General features: G+C 39.5%; 19 protein-coding genes. 1 reads left to right on the top strand and 18 read right to left on the bottom strand.

The genetic code is table 11. The features are described 5' to 3' along the window. Positions 1-78: 78 nt before the first annotated feature. Positions 79-1,341 (bottom strand): phosphoribosylamine--glycine ligase, encoded by a 1,263-nt coding sequence (gene purD / locus A6J68_RS01420; protein WP_000772246.1) that lies wholly within the window; start codon positions 1,339-1,341, stop codon positions 79-81. A 281-nt stretch (positions 1,342-1,622) separates the two neighbouring features. Between purD and A6J68_RS01415 the strand changes: the two genes are divergently transcribed. Then, positions 1,623-2,426 carry a MurR/RpiR family transcriptional regulator gene (locus tag A6J68_RS01415; RefSeq protein ID WP_000158184.1) on the top strand — a complete coding sequence of 268 codons (804 nt, stop codon included), beginning with the start codon at positions 1,623-1,625 and terminating at the stop codon, positions 2,424-2,426. 22 nt (positions 2,427-2,448) lie between these two features. Here the strand turns inward: A6J68_RS01415 and A6J68_RS01410 are convergent, their stop codons facing one another. The 17 genes from A6J68_RS01410 to A6J68_RS01330 form a co-directional block, all read right to left on the bottom strand. After that, on the bottom strand, positions 2,449-3,426 hold the full coding sequence (locus tag A6J68_RS01410) for an alpha/beta fold hydrolase (protein WP_000573449.1): 978 nt from the start codon (positions 3,424-3,426) through the stop codon (positions 2,449-2,451). Positions 3,427-3,433: 7 nt separating this feature from the next. Then, entirely contained in the window at positions 3,434-4,315 is an 882-nt protein-coding gene (locus A6J68_RS01405) for an ROK family protein (RefSeq protein WP_000198866.1), read from the bottom strand. 16 nt (positions 4,316-4,331) lie between these two features. Next, positions 4,332-5,249, bottom strand: coding sequence for a dihydrodipicolinate synthase family protein (locus A6J68_RS01400; RefSeq protein ID WP_000654095.1), 918 nt, complete (start codon positions 5,247-5,249; stop codon positions 4,332-4,334). After that, positions 5,246-5,908: a YesL family protein gene (locus A6J68_RS01395; RefSeq protein ID WP_000710130.1), complete on the bottom strand. Its 663-nt coding sequence runs from the start codon at positions 5,906-5,908 to the stop codon at positions 5,246-5,248. Before A6J68_RS01395 ends, A6J68_RS01400 begins: the two co-directional genes overlap by 4 nt. 19 nt (positions 5,909-5,927) lie before the next feature. Further along, the gene (locus tag A6J68_RS01390) at positions 5,928-6,371 is read right to left on the bottom strand and encodes a YhcH/YjgK/YiaL family protein (RefSeq protein WP_000638662.1); all 444 of its coding nucleotides are present in this window, start codon (positions 6,369-6,371) and stop codon (positions 5,928-5,930) included. Between the two features lie 12 nt (positions 6,372-6,383). Further along, positions 6,384-7,214, bottom strand: coding sequence for a carbohydrate ABC transporter permease (locus A6J68_RS01385; RefSeq protein ID WP_000730582.1), 831 nt, complete (start codon positions 7,212-7,214; stop codon positions 6,384-6,386). Between the two features lie 9 nt (positions 7,215-7,223). Beyond that, on the bottom strand, positions 7,224-8,111 hold the full coding sequence (locus A6J68_RS01380; protein WP_001260027.1) for a carbohydrate ABC transporter permease: 888 nt from the start codon (positions 8,109-8,111) through the stop codon (positions 7,224-7,226). Between the two features lie 87 nt (positions 8,112-8,198). Next, a complete protein-coding gene (locus A6J68_RS01375; RefSeq protein ID WP_000023462.1) occupies positions 8,199-9,515 on the bottom strand; it encodes an ABC transporter substrate-binding protein in 1,317 nt (438 codons plus the stop codon). A 46-nt stretch (positions 9,516-9,561) separates the two neighbouring features. Further along, entirely contained in the window at positions 9,562-10,260 is a 699-nt protein-coding gene (locus tag A6J68_RS01370) for an N-acetylmannosamine-6-phosphate 2-epimerase (RefSeq protein WP_001120331.1), read from the bottom strand. Between the two features lie 246 nt (positions 10,261-10,506). Beyond that, positions 10,507-11,811, bottom strand: coding sequence for a LysM peptidoglycan-binding domain-containing protein (locus tag A6J68_RS01365; RefSeq protein ID WP_000783413.1), 1,305 nt, complete (start codon positions 11,809-11,811; stop codon positions 10,507-10,509). 146 nt (positions 11,812-11,957) lie between these two features. Beyond that, a complete protein-coding gene (locus tag A6J68_RS01360) occupies positions 11,958-12,857 on the bottom strand; it encodes a lytic exoenzyme target recognition domain-containing protein (protein ID WP_001045908.1) in 900 nt (299 codons plus the stop codon). A 192-nt stretch (positions 12,858-13,049) separates the two neighbouring features. Continuing rightward, positions 13,050-14,597, bottom strand: a complete 1,548-nt coding sequence (purH, locus tag A6J68_RS01355; RefSeq protein ID WP_000166553.1) for a bifunctional phosphoribosylaminoimidazolecarboxamide formyltransferase/IMP cyclohydrolase — start codon at positions 14,595-14,597, stop codon at positions 13,050-13,052. A gap of 19 nt (positions 14,598-14,616) precedes the next feature. Next, positions 14,617-15,369 carry a GNAT family N-acetyltransferase gene (locus tag A6J68_RS01350; protein WP_000780023.1) on the bottom strand — a complete coding sequence of 251 codons (753 nt, stop codon included), beginning with the start codon at positions 15,367-15,369 and terminating at the stop codon, positions 14,617-14,619. Between the two features lie 22 nt (positions 15,370-15,391). Beyond that, complete coding sequence (gene purN / locus A6J68_RS01345; RefSeq protein ID WP_000685108.1) at positions 15,392-15,940, bottom strand: phosphoribosylglycinamide formyltransferase; 549 nt, start codon at positions 15,938-15,940, stop codon at positions 15,392-15,394. Positions 15,941-16,106: 166 nt separating this feature from the next. Next, on the bottom strand, positions 16,107-17,129 hold the full coding sequence (purM, locus tag A6J68_RS01340; protein ID WP_001291333.1) for a phosphoribosylformylglycinamidine cyclo-ligase: 1,023 nt from the start codon (positions 17,127-17,129) through the stop codon (positions 16,107-16,109). A gap of 27 nt (positions 17,130-17,156) precedes the next feature. Further along, entirely contained in the window at positions 17,157-18,611 is a 1,455-nt protein-coding gene (purF, locus tag A6J68_RS01335) for an amidophosphoribosyltransferase (RefSeq protein ID WP_000220675.1), read from the bottom strand. A gap of 233 nt (positions 18,612-18,844) precedes the next feature. After that, on the bottom strand, positions 18,845-22,570 hold the full coding sequence (locus tag A6J68_RS01330; RefSeq protein ID WP_105253155.1) for a phosphoribosylformylglycinamidine synthase: 3,726 nt from the start codon (positions 22,568-22,570) through the stop codon (positions 18,845-18,847). Positions 22,571-22,625 lie beyond the last annotated feature (55 nt).

Genomic DNA, 22,625 nt, shown 5'->3' with positions numbered 1-22,625 from the left:
TCAGTTCCTTTCTTCTTTCTTTTTGGAGCGACCTTCGGTCGCTGATTGCTGACGCTAATATTTGAATGAGTAGTCTTATTACTTAATAGCTTTGCTTCCGATGTCGTTTCGGTAGAAGAGGCCTGTGGTGTCTTGTTGGGCTAGTTGGGTATAGATTTTGTCCTGCCCTGCTTTGACGCTGTCTTCTGTGGTGACAAGCATATAGACTCGTCCACCGTTTGAGAGCAGTGCTTTGCCATTTTCCGCAAACTTAGCTCCGGCATAGTAGGTGATGATGTCGCCGTCGGTCTTTTCAGGCAGTGGCACACCTTTCTCGTAATCGAGCGGATAGCCTTCTGAGGCAACGACAACGCCCAAAGTCACGCCGTCCTTCTGCCAAGTGATGTAAGGCTCGATGCCCATCATGATGTCGTCGATGTTCTGAGCAAAATCAGAAGTCAGGCGAGGGAGGATAATCTGAGTTTCTGGGTCACCGAAACGTGAGTTGAACTCGATAACCTTCGGACCATCAGCCGTCAGGATAAGCCCCGCATAGAGGACGCCTAGATAAGGACGCCCTTCAGTAATCATACCCTCAAGGATAGGCTTAACGATGGTTTCAACCGCCGTATCCACTACGCTCTGAGGCAGGTGGGGAACTGGCGCATAGGCACCCATACCGCCAGTGTTTGGTCCCATATCACCGTCATAGGCACACTTGTGATCCTGAGCTGTCGGCATGATGTAAAACTTGTCGCCATTAGCGAAGGCAAAGAGGGAGAACTCTTCACCATCCAAAAATTCCTCGATAACCACACGCGCTCCTGAGTCGCCAAACTTGTTGTCCAAAAGCATCTCTTGCGCCGCCTCTACCGCCTGCTCAACGGTTTCAGCCACGACCACGCCCTTGCCTAACGCCAAGCCATCAGCCTTGACCACGATTGGTGCACCCTGCTCTTCGATGTAGGCTTTAGCTTTTTCAAAATCTGAATATGTGCCATAGGCTGCTGTTGGAACGTTGTATTTAACCATGATTTCCTTAGCAAAGTCTTTTGACCACTCTAGCTCCGCTGCTGCCTTTGTTGGCCCAAAAGCTCTAAGTCCAGCACTGTTGAAATCATCAACGATACCAGCCGCTAGCGCATCATCAGGACCAATAAAAGTCCAAGCAATCTCATTCTCCTTAGCAAAGTCAATCAGCCTAGAATGTTCGGAAATTACGATATTTACCAAGCCTAGACCATCCAAGGTCATACCATCATTACCAGGTGCCACAAAAACCTGATCTACACCCTTAGACACTAACAACTTCTTAGCAATCGCATGCTCACGACCACCAGAACCAACAACAAGCAATTTCATATCAGAATAACTCCTATTAAATAATATAAAAAGAAATTTGCAATAAAAACGTATTATTTATAAAATTATAACACATTTGTTCGCTTTTAAGTTTTTTGTTGCATCTTTTTTGAAAAATTAATAACATAATATATACTTCACATATATTATGTTATTAATCCTTCATATTGCTATTTAAAACTTATCATTGCTGTTTCTTAGAACTTAGTTTGGCCCCTCGCTAACTTTATGTTATACTGAATATGTTAAGCGCTTTCTTAAAGAGGAGAGGACCGTGCATTATGACTATTTATGACCAAATTGAGTCTGCTCTTGATTTAATGACTGATTTAGAACATGAAATTGCTTGTTATTTTATGGGGCAGCCCATTTCAAAAGACGCTCTTGCTTCTTCCATTGTCACTAAGCAACTACACATTTCACAAGCAGCCTTAACGCGTTTTGCTAAAAAATGTGGGTTTAAAGGCTATCGTGAATTTGTTTTTGAATATTTAAAAAGCCATGAGACCATCAGTCAACAATTATACGGTCTTCAAAATGACAACACTAAGAAAGTATTTATGAATTATCAAGAGATGGTTTCTAAATCCGCTGATATTATTGATGAAGAACAGCTTCTAGAAGTATCACATATGATTGAGCAAGCTGATCGTGTTTATTTTTATGGCAAAGGGAGCTCATCGCTAGTAGCTAAAGAATTTAAAATACGCCTTATGAGGCTGGGAGTGATTTGTGAGGCTCTGGATGATACAGATAGTTTCTCATGGACTAATAGTATTGTTAATGATAGATGCCTCGTCATTGCCTTCTCACTTTCTGGGAACACCAACTCTGTTATCGGTGCCTTAAAAATCGCAAGTTGTCACGGAGCTAAAACCGTTCTATTTACAAAACAACCTCACACAATTGACTATGCTTTTGACAAGATTATTCAGGTGGCCTCTGCTAGGCATTTAGACTACGGCAATAGAATTTCGCCTCAGATCCCAATGTTAATCATGGTAGATATTATCTATGCACAATTTTTAGATATTAATAAAATAGAAAAAGAGCGAATTTTTAGAGAAACCATTATTCAACGCTAAATGAAAATCGAGTAGAAATAATCTACTCGATTTTTTGCTTTGTAAATTGACTTCCTGTCAGTTGATCAAAAATATAGTCTTTTACTTGTACTGTCATTGGATCATGTCCATAGTCTGGTAATAAAAGATGCTTTTTAGTTGATGTCAAACGGTTAAAAATGGCAAATTGACTTGATGGAGGACAAATATCATCTTTCAAGGCTGTTAGTAAAACAACGGGGCAAGAAATCCTATGTGCAAAATTTTTAACATCAATATAAGCCAAAGTTTTTAACACATTATTTTCTGTTTTATGAAAAGGATCACTATATTTAAAATAGCGGAAGAGTTCGTCATAAGGCTCACTGACATTCCCTAAATCTAATACTCGTCTAAAGTCTGACAAAAATGGGTAAACAGCAACGGTCTTGACGATTTTGGGATTAAGAGCTGCAGCTATCAAAGCAAGTGCTCCACCTTGAGACCAGCCATAACTATAAAGTTGATTACTATCAACACTCTCTAATGTAGCAATGATATCAATCAATTGGAAAACATCAAGATAAATGTCTTTATAAAAAAGATGATTTGGTCCTGAGATCATTCCTCGCACAATCTGGCCCTTAACTGTAATGCCATCAAAATGCCCCTTGTCTTGAGACTGTCCAGCTTGACCTCGAACATCCATTGAAACAACGCCGTAACCTGCTGCTACATAATTAAGTTGGTCACTCCAGTCAGGACTTTGGTTTTGGTAACCATGAAAATAAAAAACTACAGGATAGGGTTTATTTGTTTTAGGGAATAAACATTTGGCATAGACAATAGAGTTATTGCTGCCTTTAAAATGAAGATCATAAGCTTGTGCAAAAGTAATATTGAAATCTTTTTTGTCTAGACGATACTCAATATTCCCTTGATATTTCATTGTTTGTTTTTTCCAGAAGTCATCAAAATCCTCGGGAATTTGGTCTTGACCTAGGTATTCTCTCATGTCATCTAGCGACATTGTTTCAATCATATACCCGTCACCCCCTGTTTTTAAAATGGTAGTAAGCTCCTAGCATACCAGCTTGGTTTTCGTGTTGTGCAAAAACTATTATTGTTTTTTCAGCAAGACTTGTCACAAGATTTCGTTTCAAAGATTCACTAAGTTTATCTTGTAAATAATCTTTTTGAGCCATGATTCCACCACCTAAAACAACTTTTTCAGGATTTACCACATAAACCATATTAGCGATTCCTTGACCAAGGTAGTTTATCATACGGTCTATACTTGCAATACATTTCTCATTGCCTTCTTTAGCCTCCTGAAAAATACGACGTCCATCCCATCGGTTAATTTCATCTCCATGCGCTTTGGCAACATCAGCAATCAGTGCAGTTGTAGAGGCTAAATCTTGAAAATCACCATCTGAAAGGTGCATATAGCCAACTTCACAAGCAGAATTACTAAAGCCATGAAAAACTGTTTTATCAATAATCAGACAACCACCAATACCTGTTCCAATAGTAAGACAAAGCGCTATTGAACTATCTTTGGCACTACCTGAGACAGCTTCCGCTAATCCTGCACAATTAACATCATTTTCAATTTCTGTGCGTACTTGATAAGTGTCTTCTAAAACTTTCTTAAATTGTGTCCCAGCATAGTTTGGAATTTGAGGACCAGAGTAAAATATGCATCCTTCATCTGGATCTACCATGCCAGCAGATGAGATAGCAATTCCATCAATGCTCCCTTCTGTTAGATAGTTATCGATAATTTGACAAACTTTTTGTAAAATGCCTGGACCACCTTTGTAGGCTTCTGTGGCAAGCTCACTTGCCTCAACAATACAACCTAAATTATCCACAATGCCATGCTTAATCATTGTACCGCCAATATCAATTGCTACTGTTCTGGTCATAATTATCTACCTCACTTTAACAAAACTGTTTTTTAGCATGTCTAATCATTTCTGCTGCCTCTTTAATAATAGGTTTATCTTCTTCTGTTACAGATGCTAAAGGTAACCGAACGGAACCTATAGTTAGTTGCTCATTGATTTCCAATACAGCTTTGATCACAGCATACATATTACCATGACCCGAACAAAGCTTTGTGATAATATCGTTAATTGTAAATTGAAGTTCACGCGCTTTTTCTAAATCTTTATCAACAATTAACTGATTTAAAGTCAAGTATAATTCTGGCATTACGCCATAGGTACCACCAATACCTGCAGCTGCTCCCATGAGACGACCACCCAAAAATTGTTCATCTGGACCATTAAAAACAATATGATTTTCTCCTCCAATAGCCACAAAATTCTGAATGTCTTGAACTGGCATGGAAGAATTTTTAACACCAATTACTTGCGGATTTTGTAACATTTTTCGATATAAATCCGATGTCAAAGCAACCCCTGCCAATTGAGGAATATTGTAAATAATAAAATCAGTTTGTGGTGCTGCTTGACTAATAGTATTCCAATAATCTGCTATGGCATACTCTGGTAATCGAAAATAAATTGGTGGAATTGCTGCAATAGCATCAACACCCATAGCTTCAGCATGCATAGCCAACTCGACGCTATCCTTAGTATTATTACATGCTACATGCGCTATCACTGTTAGTTTACCCTTAGCAACGGACATAACATTTTCCAGTACAAGTTTACGATCTGCTACACTTTGGTAAATACATTCTCCTGATGAACCATTAACATAAAGTCCTTGAACACCTTTATCAATAAAATAATTGGTCAGGGCTTTTACTCGTTCGGGACAAATATCACCCTTATCATCATAGCAAGCATAAAATGCAGGAATAATTCCTTGATATTTTTGTAAATCTTTCATTGATAATCCCCTTGTTGTTTGCTGAAATAGGCAAATTGTTTTTGTAAAATAATAATTTTAAAGTAAGCAAAGGCGGTATAAGCAAAAATAAATATAGCTGACACTGTAAGCATAAATAAGAGACTAGACTGCACCATAATAAACCAAGTCATGATTAATAAAAACATCAATACACCAGTCCATTTCAAGTTTAAACATGCCATTATAAAGCTCTTTTTCACGGTATCTAAAAGAGACATTTCATAGCGGGCAGCCATAGGAAATAGGTATATGCTCGTCATCACAGTCAATAACAAAAAGGCGTAACAAATTATCTTCAAGAAAGGCACAATGAAACCTATTTGATAATGAAGAATTGTTAAATCAAATATGATCACAACCAAAATACTTAGTTCAACCAAACCTAAAAGCATACCTTGGAACCACTCTTTTTTTAGGTGTTTTATATACAATATTAAAAGATTTGTCTGATCACCTTCTAATTTTTGCCACAACGTTCGATACAAACTAATTTTAGCAGCACCAATAGTTACCAATGGTAGGCAAGTTATCATAAAGAGAAGGTTTAGCAATGCCAGATCAAAAACAACATTGCAACCTTGCATAAAGGGGTTGTTAAGATCAAAAATCGCTGCTATTAATTGATTTGCTTTTTTCACAATATACTCCCTGTATTTCTTACGCCATTAACACTTTCAATACCCCTTTTTTGACATAATTACCTAGACTTCCCATACCATTTGGCTGATGAGCTTCTTCTGGGAAAAAGAAGGCTATATAATTATCTCTCAAATCAAAAGAAGTCTCTTCTGAGCACTTGACAAATCCTATATCGCCTAAGTATTCCTCTACCTCTACCTTATCACCTTTTCCCAATTTGATAACTTCATATCCTTCAATGACATAATGTATATCAAGGTATTTTTTATGGTATTCAAAAATATGATCAAATGACTCACTAAGTTGATTTGATTGGACCATGAGTATCACTTCTGGGCTAATATGATAGGTGCCTATATCTAAATTCCTTAAATCATGACTTAGTAGATAATCAATCGCTAAATCTAAATTAGGATTAATATCTTTATAATGCGTTAAATTCAATAAATGATCGTAAATCATAATAAATCCTACCTATCCTTTAACAGCTCCCATTGTAATCCCCTGAGTAAAGGATTTTTGGAAAACTAAGAATACTGTCACAATAGGAACAGCAGCTAAGGCTGCACCTGCCATAATTAAGCCATAGTTTGTTGCCATTTCAGCCTGCATAGTAGCTACCCCAAGAGAAATGGTCAGATTATTTCTAGAAGTTAGCATAACTAATTGCATAAAATAGTCATTCCAAGTATTGATAAATGTGAAAATAGCTAGGGCAGCAAATCCAGGTTTGACAATTGGAAATGCTACATTAATAAATGTTCGAATCTCTCCACAACCATCAATTTTAGCTGATTCCAGTAATTCTGTTGGAATATTTTCAGAAAACTGTTTCATCAAGAAGACCCCAAAAGGCCAACCAACAAGAGGTAAAATAACCGCCCATAAGGTATCATGTATCCCCATAAAATTGATAATTCTAACTAATGGCACTAAAACAACTTGTTTAGGTAAAGCCATAGCAGCAATAAAAAGGGAGAACAATATTTTTTGACCGTAAAATCGTTTCTTAGCTAAAACATAGCCTGCCATTGACGATGTACAGCAAACTAGGAACATTGTCATAATTGAGATAAAGACACTATTCCAAAGCCATCTCAAAGCTGGGTTTTGTACAGTTAAAGCTTTAAAATTTTCTAAGGTCGGTGCTTTGGGCCACCATTGTGGGGGGATGATAATAGTATCAGGTTGAGATTTAAAAGCTCCTGTCATAATCCAATAAAATGGAAAGATAAAAAGCACTGTCAAAAGACAAAGGATAAGAGCCGTTAAAAAGTTATAAGCACTGAATGTTTTCTTTTTCATGTTTTCCTCCTAATATTCCACATCATTTCCTAAGATCTTAAATTGAGCAAAACTTATTAAAGCAATCATTACTGCTAGGAATACTCCCATAGTATTAGCATAGCCATATTCTGATAGTTTAAAGGCTTTTTCATAAAGATAATACATCAAAGTGCTTGTTGAATAATTTGGTCCACCAGATGTTAGGAGCTGGATTAAGGCAAAACATTGAAATGAATTAATTGTTGTTATAACTGCAATATAGAGTGTAGTTGGTAAGAGACTCGGCCATTTAATTTGCCAAAAAACTTGCATTTCATTGGCTCCATCAACACGCGCAGCTTCGCAAAGAGAATTATCAATATTTCCCATCGCCGCAATATATAGAATAATAGGTTGACCAACTGAGGTCGTTAGCAAAATAATAATAATAGCAAGTAATGCCCAGTGCTTATCACCAAGCCAGCTAATATTCTGTTCAATGACATGACCTGATTTCAAGATGTAATTTAAAATTCCGGACATAGGGTCATAAATCCATTTCCAAACAACTGTGACTGCAACACTACCAGTTACTACTGGCAAGAAGAAGACACAACGGTAGAAAGAGCGTGAAAAAACATTTTTTTCATAAGTATTGGCAGCAACAAAAAGTGAGAAGAAAACCACTACTGGCACAGAGCCAATCACAATGATTACTGTATTTATCAAGGATTTCATGAAAATAGAATCATGAAACATACGATTGTAATTAGCTAACCCAATAAAAGTGAACTGTGTCATAGAATAATTAAAAAAACTAGTGACAAAGCCCATAACCATCGGTGCAAAAACAAAAATTAAGAAAAATAAGAGAATAGGCGCTAGAAAAGCATAAGCTATCATCGTTTCCCTCATCTTTAACTTATTAGTACGCATACGGTACTCTCCTTTACATCTTAACTTGACTAAAAACTCCTCTTCTATCCCAATATGTGATTGACCATAGAAAAGGAGTCTCCTTAATTATTTAGCTGCTTTTTTAATGGTATCATTTGCTTTTTGAGTAAAGTCTTTCAAAGCATCTGCTGGTTTTTCATCACCATTGGATACAGATTGAACCATTGGGAACCATAAGGTTCTCATTTCAGAAAATCCATCGATAGTGTTGTAATATGGTGAATAATATTGAGTCCATTTTGAAATCTTCATCATACGTTTATCACCTTTATAAAGATCCCCAAATGATGTTCTAACTGGGAAAGCACCTGTACGTATAACATCTTTTGGTCCCCATTTTTTATCATCAGCAATAAAAGTGATAAATTTCTTAGAGGCTTTTACTTTGTTTTCATCTTTATTATTAAAGACCGCAAAACCATTAACAAGGTATTCTAAATCTGGTTTTCCATCTTCTGATGGGAATGGCACTTCAAGGTAATCCACTTTACTTGACTCTAATAATTTTGCTTGAGTTTTTGGTTGAGCTGGAGCCCATAGGATAGTGAAAGCAGTTTGTCCATTGGCGAAGTTTTGAATGTCAGCTGAGCCATCATACTGAGACCCATTCATCAAGTAGCCTTTCTTAATCCATTCAACTATTTTTTTCATTGATTTTACAGAATTTTTAGTGTCAGTGGTATATTTTGTTACTTCTTTATCTGTTATTGGAGCACTATAAAGATTAGCAAAAAATGCACGTGGTCCTTGATCTCCTCCTTGCCCGTTTGCAAAGAATGAACCTGGTGTATAGCCTTTATTTTTTAGTGCTTTTAGTACTTTTTCAAAATCACTAGTAGTCCAACCTTCTTTTACAAGTTTCAAAACTCCTGCATCTTTAAGCATTTTTTTATTGAACGCCATATAAAATGGGGCAGAACTTATTGGATACATGTAGGCTTTATCGCCAGACTTAGAAGCTTGAATGATGTTCTTATTATTGACATCCTTAATAAATTGGTCTGTAAATAAATCATTCAAATCTGCTAATTTACCATTTTTACCATATTGAATAATTCGCCCTGGTGCATCAAAAAGCACATCAGGTGCTGTCCCTGCTTCAATTGCTGTAGTGATTTTTTCAGGTCCAGATGTGAAATCAATTGTCTCTAGTTTTACTTTTATATTAGGATTTTTCTTTTCAAAAGCCTTGATGACTTTTTTCTCATAAGTACCTACTCCATCCTTAGCCTTTTCTTGAGTAAAGGTTGGAAAAGCCCACCACGTAATTTCGACTTTATCCTTCTCGGCAGCCATAACAGATTGACTACTGTCTACACAAGCAAACATTGATAATGCTGCAGCTCCGAGGCAAAAACCAATCACACTTTTTTTGATACTCATAACTATTCCCCTTTTTTATTTTTATTTTGATTTTTGAGTAACACTTTTAACTAAGTCCTGAGATGAAACGCTCCGCTATTTCTTTTGGTCTAGTGATAGCACCCCCAACTACAATTCCTGCAACACCTATATGATTAATTTCATTAGCCTGCTTAGGAGTATGAATTTTACCTTCCGCAATCACATCTATACCGGCTTGACAAAGCTTATTAAGGAGTTCTATATCCGGTCCTTCTTCTTGGCGGCTGTAATCTGTGTATCCCGATAGAGTTGTACCCACAAAATCAACTCCTGCTTCAAAAGCATTTTTGCCTTCTTCAAAAGTACTTATATCAGCCATTAACAACTGTTTAGGATATTTCCTTTTTATCTTTTGAATAAACTCAGCTACACTCAAACCATCATGACGCTCTCTAAGTGTACAATCTAAGGCTATTACTGCAATATCTAAAGTAGCTAATTGATCCACCTCTGTCATCGTAGCAGTGATAAATGGTTCTTGTGGAGGATATTCACGTTTAATAATGCCGATGATAGGTAAATTAGTAACTTCTTGAATTTCCTTAATGTCGCGGACACTATTGGCTCTTATACCAACCGCTCCTGCTTCTTGAGCTGCCAAAGCTAAAAGAGGCATAACACCTCCACTTTCAGTATAAAGAGGCTCCCCAGGCAAAGCTTGACATGACACAATAATGCCATTTTTTATTTGCTTTTTAAAAGCTTCTTTACTTAGATGTGGCATATTCTCACTTCCTTATCTTTTTTAATTTTAGATATCTACAAACCTTATTATATCTATTTTTAAAGCGTTTTCAATAATCTTTACAGACTTAGATTTTAGTTTTAACGTTTTGATTTAGTCACGGTTAACGTGAAAGTAGTTTCAGACTTATAGCTTAATCTCCTCAATTTAATAAAAATTATATAAGAACCTTGAAAGTCTATTCAAGGCATATAAAAAAGAAGCCAAATAGCTTCCTTTTTTATATTATTTGTTAAATGATACGTGAACGTGGTCATAGTGGTTGGCAGTAACGCCACCACGATCTGGCATTGCATTCCAAGTATTAGCAGGTCCATAAATACTATTTGTATTTGAATAAAACTTTTGTTGCCAGATAACATATGAAATGTTATTTGCTGCCATATTTTGTGTAGAGTACTGTGCAACTTCATTACCAAGTGCTTGGTTTTTACCTACAATAAAGTCAACTGCTAAACCTTTACCATGATCACCTGGATCTCCCGCACGGTATGTACTGAATTCATTAACTCCATAAGTTGACGCTACTTTTTCTTTATAAGCTGCAACATGAGGTTGGAGCCCTGCATTTTCAGGATGTGCAGCTACTGCATTTGTTGTTGAAGCTGGTTGTGCTACCGGTGTTGCTGTTGGAGCTTTTTGTGCTACCGGAACGCTCTTAACTTCAGTCGCTTGTAACTTACTGTCTGTAGCTGGTGAAGTCGTAGTCACAGGAACTGCTGGAGCTGATACATGCTCTGGTGATGCACCAGTTTCTACTTTAGGAGTGACTACTTTAGCACTTGCCACTCTAGGGGCTGCTACAGTTCTTACCGGTGCTACTTTAGCTACTGGAGCTGGTGTTTCAGCGGCAACAGAAGCTGGTGATACTGTTGTTAACTGACTGACTGACGTCTGAGTTGGTTTAACTTCCTCTTTAGCTGCTGGAACTTCTGAAGTAATCGACTTCACAGGAGCTGGTGATACCTGTTCATTAGCTGCTACTTGACTAACAGCTTGCTCTTGTGCTAATACTTCTTTTGATTTCAAAGCTGGCGCAGAAGAATATGTCTTCATTGGCGAAACAATCGTTGTTGCTGCTTCTGGTGTCATACCTTCCGAAATTGTATTGAGAGAAACTTTTTGGTCTGCAACAAAAACTTGATTGGTTTTCAAATCGACAGTAGCTGTTGTTTGACCAGCAGCATTTGTTGCTGGTGTTTCTATTTTCATTGAAGTGGCAGTATGACTCTTCTGATCGTAAGTTACTGTCAGTGTTGTCTCAGGATAAATAAGATTGATATCTGCAATGTTATTAATTTTTGCTAAGACATTCATATCAATTGACATTGCTTCTGAAATAACGCTTAGTGTATCACCATATTTCACAGTATATGATGATTTATTGTCTTGCTTTACCAAATCAGCCTTTACCTCTGAAACAGTACGTGCTGTCCACGTCGTATCTGTTTCTTGTGCTTGAACACTTGCGACTGATAATAGCGAAGCTGCCATTGTCGATGTCAATAGTACCTTTTTATTCATTTTCATTGCTTCAATTCCTATTTCCTTTTTATTAGTCCGAGACTATAATATCACACTTTACTGGACTATAAAATTATTTTCAGACGGTTTAAAGAAATTGTACTTAGTTAGTAACAAAACTGTCATTTAAAACAATGAATCAATACCTCAAACTATTTGTAAAGCAGTTCTTGACTGTTGTCAACGCGAAGCCAAACTGAACTACCATTAGCAAAGCGTGTCTTAGCCCAAGTTAAACCAGCTGTTCCTTGGATGGGTTTTTCTACAGTCTTAAGAGTTTTAGGATTAAAGATAAAGTAACCACCTTTTTGAAGAACCTGGTCAGCTGTCAAATTACCATTAGCATCAACCTCATCAATTTCTGATGCTGGTATACCATTATCGTTCCAATCAAACCCAGTCGGCGTTAGGGTGTTATTTTTGACTAACCAAACACCATTAACCTTTTGTAATTCATCTACTCGATACACTTTTAATTTACTAGATTGATTCTGTACAGGAGCTGATTGTAATGGCTTAATGCTTGGAGCTGATGCTTGCGTTTTTCCACTAAAGGTCGCAACGTTAGCAATTAGTGACGTTGGATTGATACGTCCATGGAAACCATTTTGAAAATTAGGGTTAGCTGGTAAAAATTCAAAATGAAGGTGAGGTCCCGTCGCCATACCAGTTGCTCCTACGTAACCGATGATATCTCCTTGTTTGACTTTTTCCCCAGTCCTAGCCACCACACGTGACATATGAGCGTAACCACTATGCATTCCATCCGCATGTTGAATCATGACACAATTTCCTGCTAAGTCTGTCATCCAAGAAAAGTTGGCTCCAGCTCCTGCAAATTTCACAGTACCATCTGCCACTGCCCTAATAATCGTTCCAGTCGGAACAGCATAATCCACCCCACAATGTCCAGGATAACCATTGAAACCTGTTGTAATTCTACCATTATCAATTGGACGGACATAAGTATCCGCTAAAACTCGGGAACCCGCAGATAAAACCATACCACCTAAAACAACTAAGGAACTTGCCTTAACTAACCATTTATTCAAGAAAAACCTCCAAATAGAATTAATATAATGAAGTGCTCAAACACTTGCAATTAACTTATTCGAAAATTTAAATCAAAATATCAAAAAAAGTACTCACCTTGATGAGTACTTAGGAGGTTTAATAAAAAGAAAAGTTTTTAGGATATACGTAGTATACCTGAGTTAACTTAAGAAAACCTAAACTACTATTTTTTAATGTCTAAAATGTCTCACGCCTGTGAAGATCATGGTCAAGCCATGTTTGTTTGCGGCGTCAATAGATTCTTGATCACGAACTGAACCACCTGGCTGGATGATTGCTTTGATGCCTGCGGCAGCTATTTCTTCAATGTTGTCCGCAAATGGGAAGAAGGCATCTGATGCTAGAACGGCACCGTCAAGGTGGTCCTTAGCCTGCTCGATAGCAATCTTGACTGAGCCGACACGGTTGGTTTGACCTACACCCAGTCCAAGCGTCATGTGATCGTTAGTAATAATAATCCCGTTAGACTTAACATACTTGATAGCCTTCCAGGCAAACTCAAGGGCAGTCACCTCTTGTTCTGTTGGCTGGCGGTCTGTCACCACTTGCCAGTCAGATGGATTTTCAGCCACAACGTCTTGGTTTTGCACCAAAAGTCCACCAACTACGCCAGTGTACTCAGCTTCCACTTCGCTGGCAGCTTGGGCATCAAACGGCAACTCAAGGATACGCAAGTTTTTCTTTTTATTTGTGAGAATAGCTAGCGCTTCTTCTGAGTATGATGGTGCGATGATGATTTCCAAGAAGATAGGGTGCATCTTCTCAGCTGTCGCTGCGTCAACTTCACGGTTAAGGACAACAATTCCACCAAAGATTGAAACTGGATCAGCTTCATAAGCGTAATCCCAAGCTGTCTCAATATCATCAGCCTGTCCGATACCACATGGGTTCATGTGTTTGAGGGCAACAACCGTTGGACTGTCTTTGAAATCGCGGATAATACGGATTGCTGCATCAGCATCACGGATATTATTGAAGGACAATTCTTTTCCATTGAGCTGTTTAGCTGAAGCGATTGAGTAGTCTGTTGGTAAGGCTTTTTGGTAGAAATCAGCGTCTTGCTGTGGATTTTCTCCGTAACGCATAGCCTGTTTAAGATCATAAGTGATGGTCAATTTTTCAGGCTTAGCCTCTCCCACTTGAGCTGTGAAGTACTCAGCAATCAAAGCGTCGTAGGCTGCCGTATGACGGAAGGCCTTAGCTGCCAAGCGTTGACGAGTTTTAAATGTCGTCTGACTAGCGTCAGCCAATTCTCCCAAAACAGTGGCATAGTCAGCTGGATCAACCACAACGGTTACGCTAGCGTGGTTTTTAGCAGCTGAGCGAAGCATTGATGGACCGCCGATGTCGATGTTTTCCACCGCCAAATCGTTGGTCACGTCTGGGCGAAGGATAGTCTCCTTGAAGGGATAGAGGTTGACAACCACGAGGTCAATCAACTCGATGTTGTTGTCCTTAGCAGCCTGAAGGTGGCTGTCAGCGTCGCGACGAGCCAAAATCCCACCGTGAATGTTTGAGTGGAGGGTCTTAACACGACCATCCATCATTTCTGGGGAGCCAGTTACATCGTCAATAGCAATGGTCTCAACACCAGCATCGTCAAGGGCAACCTTAGTCCCACCAGTTGAGATAATATCCCAACCCAAGTTTTTCAATTCTTTTGCAAAGTCAATAATTCCTGATTTGTCAGAAACTGAGATTAAAGCACGTTTAGTCATGAGTTCTCCTTTTCTTACTTCAATCTATTTCATAGGCTATGTATTCATGAGAAAATTCATAACCGAGTTTTTCAGATAAATTCAATGAAGTCCTTGTATGAGCATCCCAGCTAGGATAAATTCCCTTATCTAAACAAGTTAGTATCAACTGAGCTGCAACTATTGTTGCTAAACCACGCCGACGAAAATCTGGATGCGTATCTACTTCTATCTCGATCCCATTTTTATAGGTTGAATAAGATGAAGCTCCTGCAATGATATTCCCCTGATAATATATAACATAACCTATACCTTGTTTTTTATAGTACTGATAAGTAGCGTAATTTGCTACTAAATCCTGTGACCATTCCTTTTCTAAGCAAGAGTTGTAAACTTTCTCATCAATAACACGTAATTCAAAACCATTTGGCAACTGAGTAACAAACTTCTCTAACCTACTTCGCTCAAACAAAGTATCTTTTTTCGTCGCATAACGCTTAAAAGAATGGGCATTCTGGCCATAAGTTGATTCAATCAAATCTGACCATCCTTTATGCTGAGGAACAAGGATAATATCCTCCCCAGAGCAAACTTCTAGTAGAAATAAAGTAGGCTGACCTGCTAGAAAGCCAAAAGATGATTTCCTTCCCAATTTTGCCAAAGAAGATTTTGGTTGGTCTAAACTATCTACAAAAACTTCTCCCATAATACCTTGGACACACGACCAGATTATGGTCTCGTCCCAATCACCAAAAATAGACTCTACTATCTCTAAATTTTTCACTAGTTTCATTAGCTTATTATAACAAATTTTACTATTTTCTCTTTATGCCCAAACTATCCAAAACATCTGGATAGAGTTGATATTCGGTTTCATGGATGCGGGTTTCAAAGCTTTCTAGGCTATCGTCTGCTAGGCGTGGCACGCGCACTTGTTGGATGACCTGACCGGTATCCACACCAGAGTCCACCCAATGGATGGTCACACCAGACTGGTCAACACCTGCCTCCCAAGCATCCTTGATACCGTGAGCACCTGGAAATTCAGGCAGATAGGCTGGGTGAATATTGATGATACGCCCTTCATAGGCTGAGAGCAAGGTTTCTCCGACAATCTTCATGTAGCCCGCCAGACAGACCAAGTCAATCTCGTGTTTGTCCAACAAATCAACGACGGCTTGCTCGTAAGCCGCCTTATTCTCAAACTCTTTGAGTTCAAAAGCGAAGCTTGGAATGGCTAAGTTCTGAGCACGCTCTAAAACATAGGCATCACGATGATCTGAAAAGACAAAACTAACTGGAAACTGCTCTGCTATGACCTGAAAGTTGGAACCATTAGCAGAAGCAAAAACAGCGATTTTCATATTCGATACAAAGGGATGATTCGGCTTGCCGAAAAATTTCTAGAAAAATAGGAAAACGAACAACGACGCTTGCGTCTAAGTCGTTTTATCTTTTTTCCCAGAAATTTAATCCCGTGTTCAGTTAGGCAAACTAACTAAACACTCCTTTCTTATAAAATTTAGTGACTTATTTAATCACCACACTATCGTCTGCTTTCTTGATGATACGACCGATTTCATAAACTGGTTCGTCCAAGAGCTCTTTGACGCGGTTAACATTTTCAGGACTAACAGCTAGCATAAGACCGACACCCATATTGAAGATTTCAAACATTTCTTCGTGCTTGATGTCACCATATTTTTCAAGCGCCTTGAAAATCGGAAGTACTGGCACCTTATCCTCATCGATTTCCGCAGCCAAATCATCCGCAAACATACGAGGAACATTCTCGATAAAGCCACCACCCGTGATGTGGCCGATACCGTTGACTAGTTCTTCCTTGATTAATGGCAGAGCTGCTTGAACATAGATACGAGTTGGCTCAAGAAGGACATCCTTGAGTTGTTTACCTTCAAGCTCTGGAAGCAGCTCTTTACCAGTATAGTCAGCAAAGACACGACGCACCAGCGAATAACCGTTTGAGTGGATACCACTTGAAGCAAGTCCCAAAAGAATATCGCCTTCCTTTACTTTGGAACCATCAATGAGCTGAGATTTTTCAGCCACACCAACAGCAAAGCCAGCAAGGTCATAATCATCTTCGCCATACATCCCAGGCATTTCAGCGGTCTCACCTCCAATGAGTGCTGCTCCTGCTTGAACACAACCTTCTGCAACGCCAGAAACAACTTCTTCAAGTTTGACTGGGTTATTTTTTCCTGTCGCAATATAATCTAAAAAATATAATGGCTCAGCACCTGCTGCAATAATATCATTGACACACATGGCAACACAATCTTGGCCTATGGTGTCATGCTGTTGATATTTAATCGCAAGCATGAGTTTTGTGCCAACACCGTCTGTTCCTGAAACCAAAATAGGCTCTCTAACTCCTGTTTTACTCAAGTCAAACACCCCACCAAAGCCACCTAGAGCTCCCATGACTCCCGCACGTTCTGTACGAGAAACGTGTTTTTTTATTCTTTCAACCACTTCATAACCAGCTTCAACATCAACACCAGATTTTGCATAAGCATTTTTTTCAGACATGTTTTCTCCTTATATAATTAGCAGAGCTTATTTCACTTTTTGAATATAAAAACTTGTTTCTTCTTCTAAACTTCTGAGGTATTCTTCTTCATAATCATAAAGCGGTGTTGGATAATGTCCATCAAAGTAAGCTACGCATAAACCACCATTTGGTGCTTTTGTTTCGAGTCCAATTGATTCAATCAACCCATCTAGTGAGAGATAGGTCAGACTATCTGCGCCAATAATATCACACACTTCGTCAGCAGCGTGATTTGCTGAAATTAATTCTCGTCTTGTTTGAATATCAATACCATAAAAACAAGGATACTTTAATTCTGGACTAGCTATAGCAACATGTACTTCACTAGCTCCTGCTTCTCTTAATAATCCGACAATCCTTCTAGAAGTCGTTCCTCTTACAATTGAGTCATCAATCATAACAACGCGCTTTCCTTTGACAACACCAGATACCGCTGATAGTTTCATTCGAACACCTTGTTCCCTTAATTCTTGTGTCGGTTGAATAAAGGTTCGCTGCGTATACTGATTTTTTACAAGACCCATCTCATTTGGTAATCCGGATTCTTCAGCAAAGCCCATAGCAGCCGATAAGGACGAATTTGGGACACCAATTACAATATCAGCATCCTGTTTAAATTCTTGTGCAAGACGCTTTCCCATATTTTTTCGAGCCGTATGAACATTAACACCATGTATAGTTGAATCCGGCCTTGCAAAATAGACATATTCCATCGAACAAATTGCCAGTTGCGTTTCATCAGTATAACGATCACATTGAATACCACTATCGTCTATAAGGATAACTTCGCCAGGTTCAACATCTCTAACCCATTTTGCGCCTACCACCTCAAAAGCACAGGTCTCACTGGAAATAACCCAAGCACCATTTTGCATTTGTCCAATTGACAAAGGACGAAAGGCATTAGGGTCAAGAGCAGCAATTAATTTATCTTCTGTCATCAGTAGATAGGCGAAGCCTCCCTTTACAGTGCTTAAAGCTTCTTTTACCTTCCCCATAAAACTTGGGTTATGGCTTCGACGAATCAAGTGCATCAAAATTTCAGTATCTGAGGAGGCATTGAAAATTGCACCTTGCTTTTCTAATTCTTTCCTTAAAGAAATAGCATTTGTCAAATTACCATTATGGCATAAAGCAAATTGCCCGTCATGAAATTTATAAAGAAAAGGCTGAATATTGCGAATATCTGCAGAACCTGCAGTAGCATACCGAACATGTCCAATAGCCGCATTCCCAGTTAAATTATCTAATTCAGATTGATTCTTAAAAACTTCAGAAAGGAGCCCAACATTTCGATAACCATAGAGTTTCCCATTATCATTCGAAACAATACCAGCACCTTCTTGACCGCGATGTTGAAGGCTATGAAGCCCAAAGTAAGTGACTTGAGCTGCCTGAGGATGCCCCCAGATACCAAAGACTCCACATTCTTCATTTAGAGATTTTACTTCGTATGTCATTCTTTTTTCCTAATTCTTTTTGTATCTCATCTTAAGTAGCTTTGATGATTTTCTCAATTTTGGATCTATCGTCACCAATGCCAACATCAAAATAGAAAATCTATCAAGCTATTTTCAAGCTAATCATTGAGTCTTAGCCTCAACGGCTCCCAAATACCACTACGACAGAAAGATACAGTTAAGCTCGCTTCGCTCTTGTTTCCTTATCTGTTTTATGAAAAAATTTGAAAAAATTATTTTCCTGTAAAATATTTTACTGCACTAGCAAACAAGGCTTGGTCTTTGTTACCAGGGATATTTTGGAAGAGGCCGTCTTCCCAGCGTTCTGAGTGCCCCATCTTACCGATGATTTGACCATTCTTGCTGGTAATCCCTTCGATGGCATTGACAGAGCCATTTGGATTGTATTTAGAATCCATAGATGGTTGTCCGTCAAAGTCCACATATTGGCTCCAGATTTGACCATTGTCTCTTAGCTCTGCAAATTCAGAAGCGCTGACAACAAATTTACCTTCACCGTGTGAAACTGGGATGGCATGAATATCGCCGACCTCAACTCCTACCAACCAAGGTGAGTTGGTATTTGCGATACGAGTCTCAACCATCTTGGCAACGTGCTGGTTGGCATCGTTATAGAAGAGGGTTGGACTTGTCTCACCAGCTTCCTCGAAGTTTCCGTATGGAAGAAGACCTGATTTAACAAGGGCTTGGAAACCATTACAGATACCGATGATAAGGCCACCTTTTTCGATGAAGCTGTCAATAGCTGCGCGAACCTTCTTGTTAAGCAAGATATTGACGATAAACTTAGCAGACCCATCTGGTTCATCCGCTGCTGAGAATCCTCCAGCAAAGAAGATGATATTTGCCTTAGCAATATTAGCGACCATTGTGTCAACTGAGTCAGCAATAGCAGCCTCATTCAAGGTTACAAATGGTACCAAGTTGACACTAGCTCCAACCTGTTCAAAGGCCTTAGCTGAATCATATTCTGAGTTGGTACCAGGGAAGACTGGAATGTAAACCACTGGTTTTTCAATTGTTTCCTTAGCCTTGATAACAGTATCTGATACCACAGCAGGAACTTCTTCAAGAGCGTCTGCCTGTTCAAACTCTGTTGGGTAAACCTCTTCCAATTTGCCTTCGAAGACTGATAGAAGGCTTGCCCCAGCAAGGTCATTTCCATTGACAGTAAGTGTAAAGGCTGCCTGAGTTTGACCGATTTTCACCGAGTCAGCAATTTCCTCAGCTGATGTAAAGACAAAGCCTCCGAGTTGAGCTGTCAAGCTACTGTCAAGCTCTGCAATTTCAACAGAGGCCCCGATACGGTTACCAAAAGTCATGAGAGCAAGACTTTCTAGGACACCACCGTATTTAACAGCTGAAGCAGCAGTAATCTTATGTTGAGCTTGAATAGTCTCGAACTGGCTAAAGTTAGCCTTGATAAGGTCAAAATCAATATCTTCTGAAATAGCTTGACCTGGAATGTAGTAGATATTCTCACCAGCCGCTTTAAACTCAGGAGAGAGAACCTTGCGGCTGTCCGCTGTTGTCACACCGAAAGCTACCAAGGTTGGCGGTACTGTCAATTCTTCGAAAGTACCAGATATAGAGTCCTTACCGCCGATTGATGGCAATCCAAGTTGAATCTGAGCCTCAATAGAACCAAGAAGAGCTGATACTGGCTGATCAAAACGCTCTGCCTGTTTATCCATACGCTCGAAATACTCTTGGTAAGAGAAACGTGCACGAGACCAGTCAGCACCCGTTGCTACCAAGCGAGCTGTCGCTTCAATGACAGCATAGGCAGCACCGTGGTAAGGTGACCATTCTGCAATATAAGGATTGTAACCTTGAGCCATAACAGATGCAGTTGTTGTGACACCGTGTTGAACTGGCAATTTTTGAACAGAGCTTTCTGTTGGTGTGATTTGGTAACGGCCACCGATTGGGTGGTTAACGGTTGAGCGACCAACAGATGAGTCAAAGATAGTTTGGAGACCTTTTTGACTAGCGTGGTTGAGGTCAGACAAGACCTTAAGCGTATCCGCTTCAAGTGTCTCTGCTGATGTTGTGCGTACCTCTGGAACTGTCAAGTCTTTGTCAACGACTTTAGCATCAACAACGACACGGACACCGTTGGTATCAAGGAAACGGCGTTCCAAGTCAACAATTGTTTCACCATCCCAAGTCATGACAAGGTTTGGTTTTGCAGTAATAGTAGCAACCACAACGGCATCGATATTTTCCTTGTTGCAGGCTGCGATGAAGGTATCCACGTCACTAGGACGAACAACGACTGACATACGCTCTTGTGATTCTGAGATTGCAATTTCAGTACCATTAAGACCTTGGTATTTAAGCGGTACCTTGTCCAAATCGATTTCAAGACCGTCAGCCAATTCACCGATGGCAACACAGACACCACCTGCACCGAAGTCATTTGATTTCTTGATTAGGCGAGTGACATTACCATCACGGAAAAGGCGTTGAATCTTACGTTCTTCGATGGCATTCCCTTTTTGTACCTCTGCGCCAGCTGTTTCCACAGATTCAACCGTTTGAACCTTAGATGAACCTGTCGCACCGCCGACACCGTCACGACCTGTTTTACCACCGAGCAAGATGACCACATCGCCTGCTTCTGGTTTTTCACGAACCACATTTTCCTTAGGTGCAGCACCAACCACAGCTCCAAGCTCCATGCGTTTGGCTACAAAGCCAGGGTGAAAGTACTCACGCACATAAGTTGTCGCAAGCCCAATCTGGTTACCATATGAAGAATAGCCGTGCGCCGCAGTTTTAGAAATAACCTGTTGCGGCAATTTACCAGCACGTGTTTCCGCAATCGGAGTCGTAATATCGCCTGCGCCTGAAATACGCATAGCCTGATAAACGTATGAACGTCCTGACAACGGGTCACGAATGGCACCACCGATACAAGTTGCTGCGCCACCAAATGGCTCAATTTCTGTTGGGTGATTGTGAGTCTCATTCTTAAACATGAGGAGCCAAGGCTCTTTTACACCATCAACATCTACTTCAATTTCAACTGAGCAGGCATTGATTTCATCTGAGACTTCCATATCATCCAGTCGTCCATTGGCACGTTCATAACGACCAAAGATAGTCGCCATATCCATAAGTGTCTGCGGCTTTTCAGAACGACCAAGTTCATCACGCATGGCGATATATTTGTCATAAGTCGCCTGCAATTGTTTTTGGAATTTAGAAGCTGAAAAGTCGATGTTTTTCAACTCAGTTTCAAAGGTTGTGTGACGGCAGTGGTCTGACCAGTAAGTATCCAAAACTTTCAACTCAGTTTCAGTTGGCACACGCCCGATTGATTTGAAATAATCTTGGATGAAGAGAAGATCATCGACCTCCATAGCCAAGCCCTGCTCTGCCTTATAGGCCGCAAAATCGTCAGCCTTATAAGTTTCAAAGAAATCAAGACTAGGGATTGTCTTATCAGACACAGAGAAAGCCTGCTCTTCAAGCGGCAAGGTAATGTCCTTGAAACGTGAATCAACAGGATTCAAAAGATAGTTCTTAACGGCTTCAAGCTCTGCTTCTGCAATATCCTTATTGACCAAGTAAAGCTGGGCTGTATTGACCTTAACCTGACTGTCACTTCCAAGCAATAGCAAAGCTTCTTGCGAACTAGCAGCACGTTGGTCAAATTGACCAGGAAGCGCCTCAATGGCAAAGAAGGCAACCTTATCAAGCTCCGCAGTGATTTCAGTTTCCGTCAAAAGACAGTCTGTCACCTGCTCAGAGAAAATATGCTTCTCAGCACGCGCCAGCAAATCCTCAGCCAAATTGAAGACATCATAGACCTGCACAATACGCAAATCCTTCAAAGAAGTCAGTTGTAGATTATGCGTCAACTCTTTCACAAGACTAGCCGATTTAATGTCAAAGTCAGCCTTTTTCTCAACAAAAATACGTTTATTCATATAAGATACCAAGTCCGACAAGGGAGCGACTGAAAAATAGGAGGATATCTGAAAT

Origin of the sequence: Streptococcus sp. 'group B', assembly GCF_002073795.1 — a bacterium.
Classification (GTDB): Bacteria; Bacillota; Bacilli; order Lactobacillales; family Streptococcaceae; genus Streptococcus; species Streptococcus agalactiae.
Note: the sequence above shows the minus strand (reverse complement) of the source record. Positions and strands in the feature narration are given on the sequence as shown.

Excerpts from the sequence above, each read along its gene's own strand:
- purD (WP_000772246.1), bottom strand. The coding sequence starts at position 1,341 with ATGAAATTGCTTGTTGTTGGTTCTGGTGGTCGTGAGCATGCGATTGCT.
- A6J68_RS01415 (WP_000158184.1), top strand. The coding sequence starts at position 1,623 with ATGACTATTTATGACCAAATTGAGTCTGCTCTTGATTTAATGACTGAT.
- A6J68_RS01410 (WP_000573449.1), bottom strand. The coding sequence starts at position 3,426 with ATGATTGAAACAATGTCGCTAGATGACATGAGAGAATACCTAGGTCAA.
- A6J68_RS01405 (WP_000198866.1), bottom strand. The coding sequence starts at position 4,315 with ATGACCAGAACAGTAGCAATTGATATTGGCGGTACAATGATTAAGCAT.
- A6J68_RS01400 (WP_000654095.1), bottom strand. The coding sequence starts at position 5,249 with ATGAAAGATTTACAAAAATATCAAGGAATTATTCCTGCATTTTATGCT.
- A6J68_RS01390 (WP_000638662.1), bottom strand. The coding sequence starts at position 6,371 with ATGATTTACGATCATTTATTGAATTTAACGCATTATAAAGATATTAAT.
- A6J68_RS01385 (WP_000730582.1), bottom strand. The coding sequence starts at position 7,214 with ATGAAAAAGAAAACATTCAGTGCTTATAACTTTTTAACGGCTCTTATC.
- A6J68_RS01380 (WP_001260027.1), bottom strand. The coding sequence starts at position 8,111 with ATGCGTACTAATAAGTTAAAGATGAGGGAAACGATGATAGCTTATGCT.
- A6J68_RS01375 (WP_000023462.1), bottom strand. The coding sequence starts at position 9,515 with ATGAGTATCAAAAAAAGTGTGATTGGTTTTTGCCTCGGAGCTGCAGCA.
- A6J68_RS01370 (WP_001120331.1), bottom strand. The coding sequence starts at position 10,260 with ATGCCACATCTAAGTAAAGAAGCTTTTAAAAAGCAAATAAAAAATGGC.
- A6J68_RS01365 (WP_000783413.1), bottom strand. The coding sequence starts at position 11,811 with ATGAAAATGAATAAAAAGGTACTATTGACATCGACAATGGCAGCTTCG.
- purH (WP_000166553.1), bottom strand. The coding sequence starts at position 14,597 with ATGACTAAACGTGCTTTAATCTCAGTTTCTGACAAATCAGGAATTATT.
- A6J68_RS01350 (WP_000780023.1), bottom strand. The coding sequence starts at position 15,369 with ATGAAACTAGTGAAAAATTTAGAGATAGTAGAGTCTATTTTTGGTGAT.
- purN (WP_000685108.1), bottom strand. The coding sequence starts at position 15,940 with ATGAAAATCGCTGTTTTTGCTTCTGCTAATGGTTCCAACTTTCAGGTC.
- purM (WP_001291333.1), bottom strand. The coding sequence starts at position 17,129 with ATGTCTGAAAAAAATGCTTATGCAAAATCTGGTGTTGATGTTGAAGCT.
- purF (WP_000220675.1), bottom strand. The coding sequence starts at position 18,611 with ATGACATACGAAGTAAAATCTCTAAATGAAGAATGTGGAGTCTTTGGT.
- A6J68_RS01330 (WP_105253155.1), bottom strand. The coding sequence starts at position 22,570 with ATGAATAAACGTATTTTTGTTGAGAAAAAGGCTGACTTTGACATTAAA.